Source organism: Sphingobacterium kitahiroshimense (assembly GCF_025961315.1).
Lineage (GTDB): Bacteria > Bacteroidota > Bacteroidia > Sphingobacteriales > Sphingobacteriaceae > Sphingobacterium > Sphingobacterium anhuiense.
Genome location: NZ_JAOQNK010000001.1, coordinates 5697510 through 5715204, shown reverse-complemented (window position 1 = coordinate 5715204; position 17695 = coordinate 5697510). Strand labels below are relative to the sequence as shown.

At 35.0% G+C, this 17695-nt stretch carries 15 protein-coding genes; 11 read left to right on the top strand and 4 right to left on the bottom strand.

Annotated features, from left to right (window positions below; genetic code table 11):
* Window positions 1-281 precede the first annotated feature (281 nt).
* Entirely contained in the window at window positions 282-1664 is a 1383-nt protein-coding gene (gene glmM, locus M2265_RS24410) for a phosphoglucosamine mutase (protein ID WP_132772672.1), read from the bottom strand.
* 203 nt (window positions 1665-1867) lie between these two features.
* On the opposite strand from glmM, the gene M2265_RS24405 reads away from it, so the two are divergent.
* Together M2265_RS24405 and M2265_RS24400 are read left to right on the top strand one after the other, a co-directional pair.
* On the top strand, window positions 1868-2452 hold the full coding sequence (locus M2265_RS24405) for a phosphatase PAP2 family protein (protein ID WP_021191172.1): 585 nt from the start codon (window positions 1868-1870) through the stop codon (window positions 2450-2452).
* Entirely contained in the window at window positions 2449-3267 is an 819-nt protein-coding gene (locus M2265_RS24400) for a ZIP family metal transporter (RefSeq protein WP_132772670.1), read from the top strand. The genes M2265_RS24405 and M2265_RS24400 overlap by 4 nt, the downstream gene beginning before the upstream one ends.
* Here the strand turns inward: M2265_RS24400 and M2265_RS24395 are convergent.
* Window positions 3264-3740, bottom strand: coding sequence for a MarR family winged helix-turn-helix transcriptional regulator (locus M2265_RS24395; protein ID WP_021191174.1), 477 nt, complete (start codon window positions 3738-3740; stop codon window positions 3264-3266). The two genes, M2265_RS24400 and M2265_RS24395, sit on opposite strands and share 4 nt — an antisense overlap.
* Before the next feature lie 106 nt (window positions 3741-3846).
* Between M2265_RS24395 and M2265_RS24390 the strand changes: the two genes are divergently transcribed.
* The 4 genes from M2265_RS24390 to M2265_RS24375 all read left to right on the top strand — a co-directional run bounded on the left by M2265_RS24390 (window position 3847) and on the right by M2265_RS24375 (window position 8069).
* Complete coding sequence (locus tag M2265_RS24390; RefSeq protein ID WP_021191175.1) at window positions 3847-4086, top strand: FeoA family protein; 240 nt, start codon at window positions 3847-3849, stop codon at window positions 4084-4086.
* Window positions 4087-6186, top strand: coding sequence for a ferrous iron transport protein B (gene feoB, locus M2265_RS24385; protein ID WP_132772668.1), 2100 nt, complete (start codon window positions 4087-4089; stop codon window positions 6184-6186).
* Between the two features lie 6 nt (window positions 6187-6192).
* Window positions 6193-6360: a FeoB-associated Cys-rich membrane protein gene (locus M2265_RS24380; RefSeq protein ID WP_021191178.1), complete on the top strand. Its 168-nt coding sequence runs from the start codon at window positions 6193-6195 to the stop codon at window positions 6358-6360.
* A 281-nt stretch (window positions 6361-6641) separates the two neighbouring features.
* Window positions 6642-8069 (top strand): amino acid permease, encoded by a 1428-nt coding sequence (locus tag M2265_RS24375; protein WP_132772666.1) that lies wholly within the window; start codon window positions 6642-6644, stop codon window positions 8067-8069.
* 161 nt (window positions 8070-8230) lie between these two features.
* On the opposite strand, the gene M2265_RS24370 is transcribed toward M2265_RS24375, so the two are convergent.
* Both M2265_RS24370 and M2265_RS24365 read right to left on the bottom strand, forming a co-directional pair.
* Window positions 8231-9088, bottom strand: a complete 858-nt coding sequence (locus M2265_RS24370) for an aminotransferase class IV (RefSeq protein ID WP_132772664.1) — start codon at window positions 9086-9088, stop codon at window positions 8231-8233.
* 13 nt (window positions 9089-9101) lie between these two features.
* Complete coding sequence (locus tag M2265_RS24365; RefSeq protein WP_132772663.1) at window positions 9102-10145, bottom strand: RluA family pseudouridine synthase; 1044 nt, start codon at window positions 10143-10145, stop codon at window positions 9102-9104.
* 55 nt (window positions 10146-10200) lie between these two features.
* Between M2265_RS24365 and M2265_RS24360 the strand changes: the two genes are divergently transcribed.
* The 5 genes from M2265_RS24360 (at window position 10201) to M2265_RS24340 (ending at window position 17613) form a co-directional block, all read left to right on the top strand.
* A complete protein-coding gene (locus M2265_RS24360) occupies window positions 10201-11106 on the top strand; it encodes a 1-aminocyclopropane-1-carboxylate deaminase/D-cysteine desulfhydrase (RefSeq protein ID WP_132772661.1) in 906 nt (301 codons plus the stop codon).
* An 89-nt stretch (window positions 11107-11195) separates the two neighbouring features.
* Window positions 11196-11759 carry an NADPH-dependent FMN reductase gene (locus M2265_RS24355; RefSeq protein WP_132772660.1) on the top strand — a complete coding sequence of 188 codons (564 nt, stop codon included), beginning with the start codon at window positions 11196-11198 and terminating at the stop codon, window positions 11757-11759.
* A 72-nt stretch (window positions 11760-11831) separates the two neighbouring features.
* Window positions 11832-12410, top strand: coding sequence for a DJ-1/PfpI family protein (locus M2265_RS24350; RefSeq protein ID WP_021191181.1), 579 nt, complete (start codon window positions 11832-11834; stop codon window positions 12408-12410).
* Window positions 12411-12563: 153 nt separating this feature from the next.
* Complete coding sequence (locus M2265_RS24345; RefSeq protein WP_132772658.1) at window positions 12564-12944, top strand: hypothetical protein; 381 nt, start codon at window positions 12564-12566, stop codon at window positions 12942-12944.
* 76 nt (window positions 12945-13020) lie between these two features.
* Window positions 13021-17613 (top strand): alpha-2-macroglobulin family protein, encoded by a 4593-nt coding sequence (locus M2265_RS24340; RefSeq protein WP_132772656.1) that lies wholly within the window; start codon window positions 13021-13023, stop codon window positions 17611-17613.
* The last annotated feature ends 82 nt before the right edge of the window (window positions 17614-17695 follow it).

Genomic DNA, 17695 nt, shown 5'->3' with positions numbered 1-17695 from the left:
ACTTATAAAAAACTGATTTAAGCGAGCAAACCCTAAAAAACTCGAAAGTAGATCCGTTTCAGCTCATTTAAAGAGTTAAATTTACAGATACAGAATTTTGTGTATCATTAGGAACAAGTGGCTTAAAACAGGATATTTCGATCAATAAACTCTTTCCTATCTTATAAAAAATTATACACCTTTAATAAATAAAGACAGATAATAGGTAGGAATAGTATCAAAAACTAAGCCTCCAGAAGCATGAGTTTCTGGAGGCTTTAAAAATAAAATAATCTTAAAAATTACTTAATAATTTCTTCGATCTCAGCTATTATTTTTTGTGCAATTGCTTCTGCGGCTTCAGCTGTAGGACCTTCAGAATAGATACGAATAATCGGCTCTGTATTTGATTTGCGTAAGTGAACCCACTCATTTTCAAAATCAATCTTCAATCCATCAATAGTTGAATGCTCTTCATGCTTATATTTTGCTTCCATTTTTGCTAAAAGATCATCAATGTCCAATTCTGGAGTTAATGTGATTTTATTCTTAGACATAAAGTATTGCGGCAATTCGGCTCTATATGCAGATACCTTTTTACCCAACTTTGCTAAATGTGTTAAAAATATTGCTACACCAACCAGTGAATCGCGACCGTAGTGTGATGCCGGGTAAATTACACCGCCATTACCCTCTCCACCGATAACGGCATTCACTTCTTTCATTTTTGTCACTACATTCACTTCACCAACTGCGGCCGCAAAATATTGACCTCCATGTTTAACAGTTACATCGCGCAATGCTCTTGTTGAAGATAAATTCGAAACTGTATTTCCTTTTGTATGTTGCAAAATATAATCTGATACTGCTACCAAGGTATATTCTTCACCAAATAAATCACCATCTTCCATCATGAAAACCAAACGGTCAACATCTGGATCTACTGCAATACCTAAATCAGCTCCATTTTCCAATACTGCCTTAGAAAGATCTGTAAGATTTTCTTTTAGCGGTTCAGGGTTATGTTGAAATTTACCATCAGGCTCACAATGAATTTTATAAATTGTTTCTACTCCTAGTGCTTCTAATAAAGCAGGAATGAACAAACCTCCTGTGCTATTAACGGCATCCACTGCAATTTTGAAATTTGCATTTTTAACAGCTTCTACATCTACCAGATCCAACGCTAAAACCTCATCAATATGTTTCTGCATGTAGCTTGTGTCTTTATGAACTGTTCCCAAATCTTCGAATTCTGAAAAATCAAAATCTAAGCTTTCACCTAATGCCAGTACTTGCTTACCTTCGGCGTCATTGATAAATTCACCTTTAGCATTTAATAATTTTAAAGCATTCCATTGACCTGGATTATGAGACGCCGTTAGGATGATGCCGCCACCAGCATTTTCTTTAGGAACCGCAATCTCAACTGTAGGAGTTGTGGATAAGCCCAAATCAATCACATCTACACCAATACTCTGTAAAGTACCAATAACCAAATTACTGACCATTTCACCGGAAACTCGTGCATCACGACCAACAACAATCTTGTTAATTCCAGTCTGATTCACAATGATCTTACCATAAGCTGCCGTGAACTTCACGATATCGATAGGTGTCAACCCTTCTCCAGAACGACCACCAATGGTACCTCTAATACCAGATATTGATTTAATTAAAGTCATGTTAAATTACGTTTATTCCGTAAAAATAAAACAATAGTCCAAATATTTATAATAAAGCGTTTCCTTTTCTGAAATAATTAACATACTTTTGTTGCAACATTGTTTCTTTTACATATATATCCGCATCAAATTGAAATTATTTATACATTTGGATTCAGATCACGAAGAACTGTTATCAAATAATTTCACTTTAATACAGCAACATGATTGACCAAATAGTACATATTGATCAAGAAATTTTTTTAGCCATTAATCAGGGATTAAGTAATCCGGTATTTGACTGGCTACTTCCAATTTTAAGAAATCCATATACTTGGGCTCCTTTATACCTCTTTTTAGTTATTTTCTTTATTAAAACATATGGTAAAACGGGCATCCTGATTGTTGTTATGACATTAGCTACATTCGGAGCTTCTGATGCAGTCTCTTCTCACTTAATCAAGAAATCAGTTAAACGGGTTCGTCCTTGCAATGATATCGTATTTAAAGAAGAGGTCAATATCCGTGTGAGATGTGGTTCAGGCTTTAGCTTTACCTCTTCTCATGCCACCAATCATTTTGCTTTAGCATTTTTCTGGATCGCATTATTCAGAAGAAAATGGAAGCATGCGATGTGGTTATGTATCACATGGGCAACATTAATTTCTGTTTCACAGATATACGTGGGTGTTCACTATCCGTTTGATATCTTATGTGGAGCAATTTTAGGGATACTGATCGGTATGGCAACCGGATATATCTTTAAGAAACTAAAACCAGAATTCTTTAATCCCGTTATAGCGAAATGAGCGCAATCATCTTAGTAAGTATTCTTTTTTTCTCTGCATTAGCAAGTGGTTTAGCAGTGTTCTTTGTAAAAAGAAACAATACGAATTTACTTAAATTAATTCTATCATTTAGTGGTGCCTATCTGTTTGCCATCACGGTACTGCATTTAATACCGCACGTCTATCAGACACGTACTACAGATGCAGAAATTTTAGGAATATATGTATTAGGAGGATTCTTATTCCAACTGGTGCTAGAACAGTTCTCGCAAGGAATCGAACATGGACATCTTCATCATGAAGAAGGCCATCATCATGCTTTTCCTATGGGAATTATGATCAGTTTATGTTTACATGCATTTTTGGAAGGGATGCCTTTAGCTGCTACCCATCAAACAGAGCTGGTTTTTGGAATAGCAATCCACCATATACCTGCTGCATTTGCATTAGGAAGTTTATTGATCAGTACACATCTTTCTAAAAAGAGTATTACGACACTGTTAATTGTTTTCGCTGCGATGACACCTCTGGGATTCTCTTTCAGTAAAGCAATAAGTACCGGTGAAATTGGTAATATTCAACAGTATTTTGATAAAATAATGGCTGTTGTCATCGGTATATTCCTACACATATCGACAACAATATTATTTGAATCTGGCTCAGCAGATCATCATAAATTCAATAAAAAGAAAATGATAGCCGTATTTGTCGGTGTTGCAATTGCTTTGATGAATTTTTTATTTGACGGCCACGGTCACAGCCATTCTTCTTCAGAGGATACGCAAGAAATCAATCATGATGGTCATGACCACAGTCATGACCATCATGATCACTAATTAGTTTTGGTTTCAGGTTCTAAACTTCCTCGAAATTTATCCAAGAGTTCATTTAATTGGGTACATTCAGCTTCCGATAAATGATTCGGGAGAATATCACTCAGAAGCATTTCTTGTTCTAGTTCTTCGAGAATTTTAAGCCCTAATTCTGTTATTAATAAGTTGACTGCACGTTTATCTTCATTTGACTTACAGCGATCGACTAGTCCTTTTAAAACCAATCGGTCTATCAACCTCGAAATATCAGGCGTATTCGTCAGCATTCTAGATTTTATCAAATTATTAGTAACCGGTTTCGGAAATTGTCCCCGCAATATCCGTAACACATTGAATTGACGTAATGTAATTTGCTTTTGTTCTGCCCTCTTCTCCAAAACTGCAGTTACCCAATTACTTGTGTACAATAGGTTAACAGTGGCACGTTGCCACTCCGTACTAAATTTTTTCACTTGTATGGCTTCATCAATTTTCATAATTTAAATATATCACATATTTATCATAAATGCATAAGAATTACATTAGAATCATTCTAAATCAGATAAAATTCATATATTTGAAAATTACATATTAAGAGAAATAATGCGCGATAAATCTAGTTTAGACAAGCTTAAAAAGGGACAAAAAGCTATAATAGTTGATTTGAATTCGAATGACATTCCCGCTAAATTTTATGAAATGGGATTCCTTCCCGGAACCGAAATTGAAGTCAAACATATTGCCCCTTTAAACGGTCCAATCTGTCTAAATATAATTGCTAGTAACTCATTGATTGCTATCAGAAAGTCTGAAGCCAAAGTAATCATTATCGATCCAAAATAAATGAACAATCCTATTATTGCACTTTTGGGGAATCCAAATGTGGGTAAAACATCGCTGTTTAATCGTATTACGAAACTCAATCAGAAAGTTGGAAATTATCCCGGTATCACCGTTGAGAAACGCGAAGGCTCGTTAACGGCAAACAATAAAACATATAAAATCATTGATTTACCCGGTACTTACACCTTATTTCCAAACTCTTTGGATGAAGAAGTTGTATTCAATATACTTGTCGATCAACAACACAAGCTTAAACCAAATTTAATTGTTGTTGTCGGTGAACCGTCCAACTTAAAGAGATCAATTATTCTCTATCAACAAGCACGAGAACTTGGATTACCTGCCATTTTTGTCATTAATATGATTGATGAAGCAACTACAAAAGGTATTCAAATTGATATTCCAAAATTGGAGTCCCTATTAAAGACTAAAGTTTTTTTAACAAATGCACGTAATGGTGAGGGAATTGAAAAATTGATCAAAGCTTTTGATTCAATTCCACCACTATATATTGGAAACTTTAGTATTCCCGCACAATATGTTACACCTGTTGAGGAAGCAAAAAAACTATTCCCTCTGGAACACGAGTACAATACATGGCAGTATTTAGCAAAAGGTAACGTAGAATTTCTATCTGAGGAAAAAAATAATGCTCTAGAAAGTATTAGAAAACAGCATAATCTAACTCCACAGGTATTACAAAAAGAAGAATCCATTCAGCGTAATAAGAATTTAGAACATGCATTAAGTACAATCGTATCAAAAGATATCGATTCGAAAAGTGTTACGAATGGTATTGATAAAATCTTATTACACCCTATTTTAGGTTATCTGATTTTCTTTGGGGTTCTGTTTTTGATATTTCAGGGTATTTATAACTGGTCTGGACCAGCCATGGATTTCATTGATACGCAATTTGCCGATTTAGCGGCTTATGTGCAGAGTGTCTTACCTGCAGGACCACTTCCAGATCTATTATCCAATGGTATTATCAAGGGAATTGGCGGTATCGTTATTTTTGTTCCCCAAATTGTGATCTTATATATTTTTATATCATTGATGGAAGAAACAGGCTATATGAGCCGTGTAGTATTCTTAATGGACCGTTGGTTAAGACCTTTTGGACTTAATGGTAAATCAGTTATTCCATTGATCTCAGGTGTCGCTTGTGCTGTTCCTGCTGTAATGTCTGCACGAAACATTGAAAATAGTAAAGAACGTCTGGTAACGATGTTAGTAACACCGTTTATGACCTGTTCTGCACGATTACCAATTTACATTGTTATCATTGGTTTAGTCATTCCTGACACTAAATTTCTTGGGTTCAATATTCAGGGTATTATCTTATTTGCACTTTATATTTTGGGCATTTTAGCGGCTCTTGGTTCAGCATGGTTATTGAATAAAATTATTAAGACAAAACATAAATCTTTCTTAATTTTCGAATTACCAACTTATAAATTCCCGGACTGGAAAAATTTATTTTTAAATGTTTGGGACAAATCATCCAGTTTCGTTTTTGGCGCAGGTAAAATCATCTTAGCCATATCTGTCATACTTTGGGCGCTTGGAAGTTTTGGTCCTGGTGATAAATTTAAAAATGCAGAAGAAATTGTAACGCAGAATAATCCGTCGCTATCGCAAGAAGATCTCGATCATGAAATATCTTCTTATAAGGTGGAACACTCCTATTTAGGATATCTGGGCATGGTAATTGAACCTATTGTAGAACCATTGGGGTATGATTGGAAAATGGGAATTGGTTTGATATCTTCATTTGCAGCGCGTGAGGTCTTTGTTGGAACAATGGCTACCGTTTATAGCATTGGTGATGATGCAGATATTGAAGATGATGCTTCTAAAAGAACAATCTTAAGTAAAATGAGAGCTGAGGTAAACAGAAATACAGGTTTACCTGCCTATAATCTTGCTTCAGGTGTTTCCCTTTTACTATTTTATGCCTTCGCAATGCAATGTATGAGTACAATAGCAATTGTAAAAAAAGAAACAGCATCTTGGAAATGGACTTTAATTCAAGTAGGATTTATGACAGGCTTAGCTTATATAGCAGCTTTAATCGCCTATCAAGCATTAAAATAAAATATTATGACGAATTTAACTATTCAATACATCATCGTTGGAGTAATCATTATCGCAGCGGTAATCTACTTTTCAAAAACGATGCGTGCTTCATTCAAAGGTAAAAAAAGTTGTGGTAAAGGTTGTGGCTGTGATATGACGCAACCGAAAGTTCAACAAAAAAATAATCTGTAATCACATTCAAATTAGAGATCATTCTTTAGTATAATATATACTGAGTATTAAAAATAAAAACCGTTGTCATGTTCGATGTCAACGGTTTTTGTATTCCATTCGGAGCTGAAATAGAAAAGTTATTTTTGTTGTTAAATAATAAAAAATTACCCTTCAGCTTTGATTAGTTGTTATTAGCTCGTATTAACATCAATACAATGCCGAATTATTGATAGATAAAAACTATATTAGTCCTATCTAATGATATCAGCCCGTATATTAACTTTATAAAAAACAATTACGTGGATCAAAATCCAAAACAAAATAACGAATTAAAAAGAGGTCTACAGAATAGACACATTCAACTGATTGCTTTAGGCGGTGCTATTGGAACAGGCCTATTTTTAGGTATCGGTAAGGCTGCTATTTTAGCGGGCCCATCTGTGATCTTGGGCTATGCTTTAGCGGGAATCATTGCTTTCTTTATCATGCGCCAATTAGGCGAAATGGTTGTAGAGGAACCCGTCTCTGGGAGCTTTAGCTTTTTTGCAAATAAATACTTAGGATCTTTTGCAGGTTATGCTTCAGGATGGAATTATTGGGTGTTGTACATATTGGTAAGCATGGCAGAGCTAACTGCTATTGGTGTTTATGTGCAGTTTTGGTGGCCCGAAATACCACTCTGGACTTCCAGTCTGTTTTTCTTTTTTATCATTAATGGGCTAAACCTAGCTTCTGTAAAAGTTTACGGAGAGGCCGAGTTCTGGTTTTCTATAGTAAAGGTAGCCGCGATTATAGCCATGATTTTGTTTGGTTCTTATTTGCTTATCAGTGGTACAGGTAGCCCACAATCTTCGATCAGTAATCTTTATAATGACGGGGGATTTTTCCCAAAAGGCTGGCTATCCCAAAGCAGTAATGGCACGTACGAAGGTCTACTTGCCGCGATAGCTTTGATTATGTTTTCTTTTGGTGGCTTAGAATTAGTCGGCATCACCGCCGCAGAGGCCGAAAACCCTGAAAAAAATATACCCAAAGCGACAAATCAGGTGATCTATAGAATTCTTATCTTTTATGTTGGCGCCCTTATTGTTTTGTTCTCCCTATCGCCTTGGCAACAGATTACGGCAGATACAAGTCCTTTTGTAACGGTGTTTGACTCTTTGAAAAGTTTTCAGTTTACCCTATTTGGTAAAACCATCTACGCAACAAGCTTAATTGCCAATGTGTTAAATCTAATCGTACTAACAGCAGCATTATCCGTTTATAACAGTAGTGTCTATAGCAATAGCCGTATGCTATATGGTTTAGCAAGTCAGGGCAATGCCCCGAAGTTTCTAAACAAATTAAGTAAGAACCATGTTCCTGTCAATGCCATCTTAGTTTCGGCATTATTTGCAGCTATCTGTGTTGTTATTAATAAAATTATGCCCCAGGATGCATTAGAAATATTAATGTCGTTAGTTGTTTCTTCGCTCATTATTAATTGGGTCATGATCACCGTGACACACTTCTACTTTAAAAAGGATAAAGTCCGTAGGCATATAAAAACAAAATTTCCATCTTTTCTCTTTCCGATCAGTAATTACATCTGTATTTTATTTTTAGTAGCCGTATTGGTTATCATGTGGATAACAGGAATGAAAGTACCTGTTGAACTAATTCCGATATGGATGGTCCTTCTTTATTTATCTTATCTTTTAGTGAAAAGAAACAAATCCAAACAATAAAAATATAGCGTTCATACTTTTGAACGCTATATTTGTTTAAAATGTATAGGAATGATTCCCAAATTGATCACCACTCTTTTCAATTGTAATCATCACATAAATAAAAAAGCTTCTAAACAGTAATACCGTTTAGAAGCTTTTTATTGAATTTCTACTTTACTTTATTCAGGATCGTTATAATTCCAGTTTTGCAATTTATTCTGCAATATTCTGGAAATTTTATTGAAATATCTTTTTTGTTTATAACCCATGACCCATTGTACCCCTTGAACAGCGTTCGTGAGAAATATCTCTTCTGCTTCTTTCATGATCTGTGGGCTTATCTGAGCTTCTACTACTTCTATTCCTTCATCAATGGCCATGTCGATCACAACACGTCTCATAACACCTTCAATACAGCCTTCTGAAAGAGCAGGTGTATATAACGTTTTCTCGTAATGAACAAATATATTTGAACTCAATGCTTCGCATAAAAATCCTTCTTGATTCAATAATAAAACATCATCAAAACCCATCTTTTTCTTGTGAATTCCAGCTAAAACATAAATTTGAGAATTTAATGATTTAATTTTTGATAGATCACTAAATGGTTTTTTATATTCTGTGTACAAATCAACAATTAAACCTACTTTTTTATCCTTCAGATTAGGTTCAGGTCTCGCAACTTGAAATACGTATGACGGTTTATTCGAATTTGGGCTATATAAACCTCCTCCACTTCTAAAAACAGTTAAGCGTATGCGGACAAGCTGACCGACCATATTATTTTTCCGTATCAGTTCTTCCACCTTTGAACGAAAGAAAAACTCATCAAAGAGATTAGCATCCTCCAAATGTAAAGCGCTCATCCCTTTTTGCAACCTTTCCATATGGAAGGCTAGGAATCTGATCTCACCATCTTTAAACAGCATCGTTTCAAACAAGCCGTCGCCATAACGTACTGCCCTATTCTCAATAGAGAATATCTCTTGTTCTTCAGGTAAAATATTACCGTTAAAATTGATATATGTTGTTGGCATTTAAGTATAAATATTATTCTTCAGTTGGTTTTGATAAAGCGGCATAATGACGCCATTTCTCCAATCCTAAACGAAAATCTTCTGGTAATGGTACTTCAAATTTAATATTTTCTTTTGATGTTGGATGCACAAAACCAATCACTTCAGCATGAAGAGCTTGTCTAGGTAATATTTTGAAACAATTTTCTACAAACTGTTTGTATTTTGTAAATACGGTACCTTTTATAATCTTGTCTCCACCATACATGGCATCATTAAATAATGGATGACCAATAGATTGCATGTGTGCACGAATCTGATGTGTTCTTCCCGTTTCCAACTGACATTCAATTAAAGTCACATAACCTAAACGTTCTATAACCCGGTAATGGGTAACAGACCAGCGCCCATTTGCTTCACTGTCGTACATAGCCATAATACGTCTATCTTTCTGATGGCGTCCTATATAACCTGTAATGGTACCATCTTCTTTAATATCACCCCATACCAGCGCAATGTATTTTCTTGTGATACTGTGATCAAAAAATTGCTTCGCCAAGTGAGTCATCGACTTTTCATTCTTCGCAATAACAAGTAATCCAGACGTATCTTTATCAATACGGTGCACTAAACCTGGACGATCAGAGTTTCCGGGTAACTGTGGCAACTGCTGAATATGATGCGTTAAAGCATTTACTAATGTTCCATTATAGTTATTAAAACCAGGATGGACAACCATTCCTGATTCTTTGTTGACGATCAATACATCATTATCTTCATAAATGATATCCAAGGGAATATCCTCGGGATATACTTCGGTATCTCTTGGGGGATCGGGCAAGACAACAGTGATCACATCAAATGGTCTCACTTTGTAGCTTGCCTTTACAGGCTTTTCGTTCACTAATACGGACTCCGCTTCAATAGCTGCCTGAATTTTATTTCGAGATGCATTCTCTACTCTATTCATCAGAAACTTATCGATGCGCAGTAACGCTTGTCCTTTATCTACCTCTATACGCAAATGTTCAAATAACTCTTGATCATCTTGCTCTTGTAACTCTAAATTTTCAGCCATCGTACAAAAATAACCTAATTCATACAAATTCTACTAACTTTGTACATTAAAGTGTATGATATCTTTTAATTTTTATAGTCCCGAACAAAAAATTAGTTTTCCAAACTGGGAAAAAAAAACTATTTATGTCTCTATAAAGCGTGATGACATGATCCATCCGTTTATTTCAGGTAATAAATGGCGGAAATTAAAATTTAATTTGGAGCGTGCATTATCAGAAAATAAAAACCATTTGGTCACTTTTGGCGGTGCATGGTCTAACCACATTTTGGCAACAGCTTGCGCCGGTGCTACCTTTGGTCTAAAAACAACAGCCTTTTTACGGAGTGACCCTGGAATAAATAATCCGCTCATCGCCATGTGTCGATTATTTGGGATGGAAATTATCTATACTGATCGTACAGAATATAAAAATAAGCAAGTTCTGTTTGATAAACATTTCAGTAATAACTCAAATGCTTATTTTATAGATGAAGGAGGTCATGGACCGCTTGGTTCTAAAGGATGCGAAGAAATTATAGCATCACTACAAGAATCTTACGATCATATTTTTTGCGCCTGCGGTACTGGGACTACCCTCGCAGGATTACAACACGCTGTAGCGGCATCTGGATTACAAACCGTTGTCCATGGTGTTCCTGTCTTAAAAGGAGGAGATTTTATTCATGATGAAGTGCACAAAATATATCCTAGCGATCCTGTTGCAACCCTTCATACTGGATATCATTTTGGAGGATACGCGAAAACTAAACCCGAACTGTTACGGTTCATTGAAAAATTTGTTTCCAATACAGGAATCATGATCGAACCAACTTATACAGGTAAACTATTTTTTGCGGTTAATGATTTGATTTCTCAAGATTACTTTAAACCTGATGCACGCATTTTGGTTATTCATACCGGAGGGTTAACTGGCTTTCTGGGCATGTATGAACGTTTTAATCTTGATCTAGGTCAATAAATAACTATTTTGGAACCTTTCAAACATTATTTTGACATTTTCATAAAATTAATATTGTACGTTTGAACATCAAATAATAAAAGCTCAAAATGAAAATATTAGCATTTGCTGCTAGTAACAGCAGAAATTCAATTAACAAAACTTTCGTTACTTCAGTTTCTAAATATTATAAAGAAGTAGACGATGTAATCGATATATTAGATTTGAATGATTACGAAATGCCCTTGTATTCTATTGATAGAGAAATAGAGTCTGGCATTCCACAATTAGCATTAGATTTCGCTTCAAAAATTGATGAATCCGATTTTTTATTGATATCGATTGCAGAATACAATGGTTCTTACAATGTTGGTTACAAAAACATCATCGATTGGGTATCCAGAATTGCAGGTCGTAAAACGTTCAATGGAAAACCTGTTTTTCTATTAGCTACTAGCCCAGGACCTATGGGTGGATCTACTGTTTTAAATACAGCCGTAAATAGAATCACTTGGGATGGGGCAGAAGTTTTGGACTCATTCTCCTTACCTGAATTTGGAAATAATTTCGAAAGCGGAAAAGGAGTTACAAATATTCAACATAGAAGTAAGTTAGAAGCTAAAGTACGAGCAACTAAACGTGCTTTAAAAGAGAGAACGGCAAAGCTAGTTTAACCATAACTTAACAGAAAAAGTCATAGTCGTCTCTGACTTTTTTTGTATCTTGGAGAGATAAAAAACAAATTTATGGCAAAGAAAATATTATTACTTGTTGGCGATTTCGTAGAAGACTACGAAGCAATGGTTCCTTTTCAGGCTATGGGTTCTCTAGGTATTGATGTTGATGCTGTAGCACCAGATCGCAAAAAAGGTGATGTAGTACCTACTGCAGTTCATGATTTCACAGGTGACCAAACCTATAAGGAATTACGTGGACACAATTTTGGAATCAATAAAGATTTTGATACCATTAATGTAGAAGAGTATGATGGTCTGTATATAGCGGGAGGCCGGTCTGCAGAGTATATCCGACTGAACAAACGTGTATTAGAAATAACAAAGTATTTTTTTGACAACAATAAGCCCGTTGCGGCGATCTGTCATGGCATACAAGTTTTAACAGCAGCAAAAGTACTCCAAGGACGTACATTAACGGCGTATGTAGCTGTAGGACCAGACATCGAACTTGCTGGCGGAACATGGAAAAACATCCCCGCAGATCAAGCGATTGTAGATGGAAATTTAGTAACATCACCTGCTTGGCCAGGTCATCAAGCTATTCTTAAGGAGTTTTACAAACTATTAGGAATTACAATAGCAATTTAATTACAATACGTTTAAGGAAGCTATCAAGATCGTGAAATAAGTAAGGATATAAATTTTTTGCTCATGATAGCTTCATTACCATTACAAAAACAACTCGAGTACGCTGAGCTTACTGATACAAATGGAAGCTTACACTCATAATGAATAAGTTTAATGAAAAAAAATAAACGGGTATGGTTAATTATCATACCTATTCTAGCAATTCTAGCCTTCATGTTAAAGGATTCTTTAACACAAAAAAGCATTGAAGATCTACCTGGCGAATTTAAAGAGGTTGCATTTGTAAGAAATGAGCAAAATAAAGGCGGTATCATACGCATATATGCAATTTCTGTTGGCAAACCTGATGAAGCAGATTATAAGGCCTGCATAGATTTACTACCGGTAAATGATTATGGAAGCTCAACTACGGCTTACTTTTTTGATAAAAATACGCCCTATCCTACTTCACTAACTATAGAAGCTCCCCACTATGATGGGAAGAAGTTTCAAGCGATTCAAATTTCAAAAAAATCGGGTATGGATAAAAAATAAAAAGGAACAATAAATTCTTTATATTTAAAGAGAATACGCATTGTATTCTCTTTTTTTATTTTCTATAGGTTTTATCATGAAAAAAATACTCCTTTTCATATACTCATTATTGTGCTTATCGCATTCATATGCACAAAAGAAAAACAATCTTGCTCCCTTATGGATGCAGATTGACAGTCTGGCTGATAATCAATTTTGGAAAGAGATCTCTCCTATTCTTGCTAAGGTAGAAGCCGAAGCAGTAAAAAGAAATTGGTATGATGAACAGGTCAAAGCTTTTCTATATCGCCAAAAGATAAACATGCAGACTTCAGATGATTCGGATATAAAATTAAAAGTCATTCAAGAATTTGATATCAAAATTAAACAGCTCGAGAATAAAACCGCGAAAGCCATTTTAACCATTCAACAGGCCCGTAATTATAACGATTATTTCATCAGTAATTATTACAGCATTAATCAGCGTACTGAAGTACAAAACGATGTTAATAACGATTTTACTTTCTGGACAAGTAAACAATTTGAAGATAAAATCAAATCCTTATATCAAAATGCCTTAATAGAAAAAGACATGCTCTTGCATGAACCAAAAGAAAAATGGAGTAAACTCATTGAATCACCACAGCAGTCCTATCTGCCAACGCTATACGATATTGCAGTTTATGATTATATCGATCTCCTTCAACAAAATCAGCCCTACCAGATCTCTTCAGCTAGAAATCAAAAAGATAGTAATACCAAAATTGTCGATAGCTTATACCACGATCTTATAAAAATCCATGAGGGCAAAAATATAGATGCCTATTTATTTAATCAATACCAATTATTGCGTAGCAAAAATAATCCGGATTCTTCCAGATTACAAATTCTTGAAAATTGGATCGCAAAATATAAGCAGTCCCCACTCAAAGAAATTATGATTGTAGATTATATCAACATCTACAAAAACAAGGCAAATATTGTCGCGGTAAATCAACAAGAACAAATAAATATCTTACTAAGAAAAATAGAAACGTATTTACCACTTGCGGACAGTGCTCATACAAAAACCTATCTATCAACAGTCCGTCAAAATATATTAAAACCAGAAATTCTTCTTGAATCGAAGGAATTTAATACCGCGAATAAAGAGGCATTAATGAAAGTGACACACCGAAATGTCAGTAAGATATTCTATAAAATAATACGTCCAAGAAATATCTTAGATCGTTTTCAATCCGAAATTAACAACGCTAATGATAGTACATTATGGAACATAATCCACACTTTCACCAAAAATAACAACGTTGTAAAGGAAGGCTTTTTTGATCTTAAAGATTTTAAAGATCAAGTAAGTCACGAGACAACTTTGCTAATCCCTGCACTTGATGCAGGTTCTTATACCATCGTATATGCTTCCTCTCCATTTGAAAACGAATACAATGAAAAAAACTGCTATGGCTATCTAAAATTAAATTTTAGCAAATACGCAATGTTGCAAGATGATCAAGTTGTACTGATCGTAAACCGGGAAACAGGTGCACAACAATCCAATGCCTCATTGAAATTTTACAACTTACGTCAAGATAAGTTTGAACTACAATCAACTGAAGCGACAAATAAGAATGGTGTTTTTAACAATAAAAATCAAAATAGAAATCTTTTTTTAAGGATTAATGATGAACCTGTATTCATCCCCTTCAATTCATACTATTATCCTCAAGTTGATCATAAAGAAGACGCACATTACGATGCAAAAATATTTACGGATAGATCGATCTATAGACCGGGCCAGATTGTCTATTTCAAAGCAATCGTATATAAGAATTACGAAAAGATTAAATACGCAACTATGGCTGATAAACGCATCGTTGTGGGATTATACGATACAAATAATCAACGTGTTGATGAAAAAACATTGGTCACCAATGATTTTGGATCAATAGCAGGATCATTTATCTTAAATACAGGTAATGTAACAGGTCAGTATTATATACAGATTACTGGTGATGGCATAAACCAAAATTACAGCTTCAGTGTAGAAGAATATAAACGTCCAAAATTTGAAGTTACTTTTGACGAATTTAAAGATAAGAAATCATTAGGTGACTCCATTTCTATAACAGGAAAAGCTATATCTTTTAGCGGTGTTCCTATAGCTAATGCCACGGTGGCATATTCGGTCAACAAAGTTGAAAATAGAATAAGACCTTTCGATGTATATGATAGAATTATCGATCGCACATTTAGCGAGACAATCAAAATAGATACCATACGAACTGATAACGAGGGAAATTTTATCATTAGTTTCAAAAGTGAAATACCACAAGATTTTAACAGCAAGTGGCGAGTTACCCAATCATTCAACATCGATGCCTCAGTAATGGATGCTACTGGTGAAACCAATGAAAGTACCACCCGTTTAACTATCGGAAATATTCCCTTTACTTTACAGATAGATGCACCAGAACAAATTGATGCAAATGATCTGGATTCGATTACAATAAGTGCACAAAACCTATCTGGACAAAAAGTACCTGCAAAAGGTAAATTTATACTAAAAAAACGAATAGAAAATAAACGTCTTATTGTCTCCCCGTCATTCTATATTGCACATGACTTTAGTTATTACAATAGCATTCCTAAGGATGAATTTTTACAGAAGTTCCCCTATGAACCTTACGGAATTGAATATAAAAAAGAAGAGGATTTTACGGTGGCTTACGAGGCAGATTTTGATCTTTCCCAATCAAATAAAATAAAACTTCCAAACAGCAGTAGTTTTGCAGGAAAATATAAATTGGAAGCAATTTCAATTGTTGCGGAAGATACTATTCGTAGTGAGCGGATGATTGAAATCAACAATTCACGGCTACAATCAGATGAAAAATCACCTTTGACCGTTACTGCTGACAAAGCTAATTATCAACTAGCTGACAAGGCTAAAATAAGTCTGGAAACGGATTTTGATTCTCTTCATCTCAACATGACTTCTTCCGAAGATGAAAAAATAGATTTTAAAGTCGTTTCAAAAATGAAAACAACAATTCAAGTTGAAATTCCTAAAACCATCAAGAATAGTTTGGTATTGAATTTCACTGGTGTTAAAAATGGACAGCTTTTCACTAAAACTTTGGTATTGCCAATACAACAATATAGCCCATCGCTAACAATAGAAACAAAAACTTTCAGAAATAAACTGTATCCTGGACAAAAAGAAACTTGGGAATTGGTCATTAAAGGAAAAAAAGGGGAGCAGATAGCATCAGAGCTTTTGGTGAATATGTATGACGCATCTTTAGACAAACTTAAAAATGTGACCAGCAATGATTTTTCATTTCCTCTAAATCCTTATTCATATCCTTCTTATAGAGCCTGGTATTATACCAATAATCTCAGCAGAAGTACTTTCATCCAAAATTTTAGCGAATTGAATTTTAACACGGCACTAAATTACGATCGATTTAAGAATTTTGGATTCAATATCAATAATTATGATTTTGGCCGTACCAGAAGAATGTCCCCTACTGGATCACTTAGAATCCGAGGTGCAGTAGCAAAACAGGCGGCTGGAGCAGCCCAAGAAGATCTTATGCTCGCAGATGCAGCATCTCCTGTAATGGAAGAGGTAGTCGTAGTCTCCAGTCAAGCAGAAATCGACAAAAATAAAGGCGAGAATCCAATTCAGATTCGGAAAAATCTACAGGAAACAGCTTTCTTCTTACCTCAACTACGAACAGATAAAGATGGTCATGCGGTGTTCAGCTTTGATTCTCCAGAAAGTTTAACCCGCTGGAAGTTTATGGCAATCGCGCATAGTAAAGAATTAGCTATAGGTACCTACACTAATTTTGTTGAAACACAAAAAGATCTGATGATTGTACCCAATATGCCACGTTTCTTTAGAGAAGCAGATCAAATAACAATCAAAGCAAAGGTCAATAACTTGTCTGCAAATGATTTAAAAACCTCTGTTTCGCTAGAAATGTTTGATGCAATTACCATGGCGCCCCTAGCTCTTAACATTCCAATAAAACAAATTACGGTAATTGCTAAAGGCAGTGAAAATACGAGCTGGGAAATTACGATCCCTAAAAATATTGAAGCAATCACATACCGTATCGTGGCAAAAGGAGGTAACTTCTCTGACGGTGAAGAATCCACTATTCCTGTTCTAAAAAACAGTATGTTAGTCACAGAAACTTTACCTATTGCTGTAAGAGAAGGTCAGTCGAAATCTTTTGAAATGAAAAGTTTACAACAGGGCTCGTCTACTTCCGAACCATACCGCTATACAGTAGAATTAACAAGCAATCCGATCTATCATGCCTTATTTGCGCTACCCTATGTCAATGAGTATCCATATGAATCATCAGAATCAATTTTCAGTAAATTCTATCTAAATTCATTTTCTGCACATCTGGTCAATCAGCACCCAAAAATAAAGCCTGTATTTGAACAATGGAAAGGTAAACAGCAACTTCAATCAAATTTACGTATCAATGAGGAATTGAAAACAATTATGATACAGGAAACACCTTGGTTAAAAGATGCAATTAATGAGGAAGAAACAATGAAGAACATTGCACATCTATTTGATCAGAATACGCTTAAAAATACATTAAAAACAGACGTCGCGAAACTTGCTGCTTTGCAATCATCCGGTGGAGGGTTTTCATGGTATCCTTGAGGTAATGAGAATTTCCAGGTCTCCACCTATATACTTGAGGGCATCAATAAATTAAATGCGAAAGGCATCATTGCTGAATTTG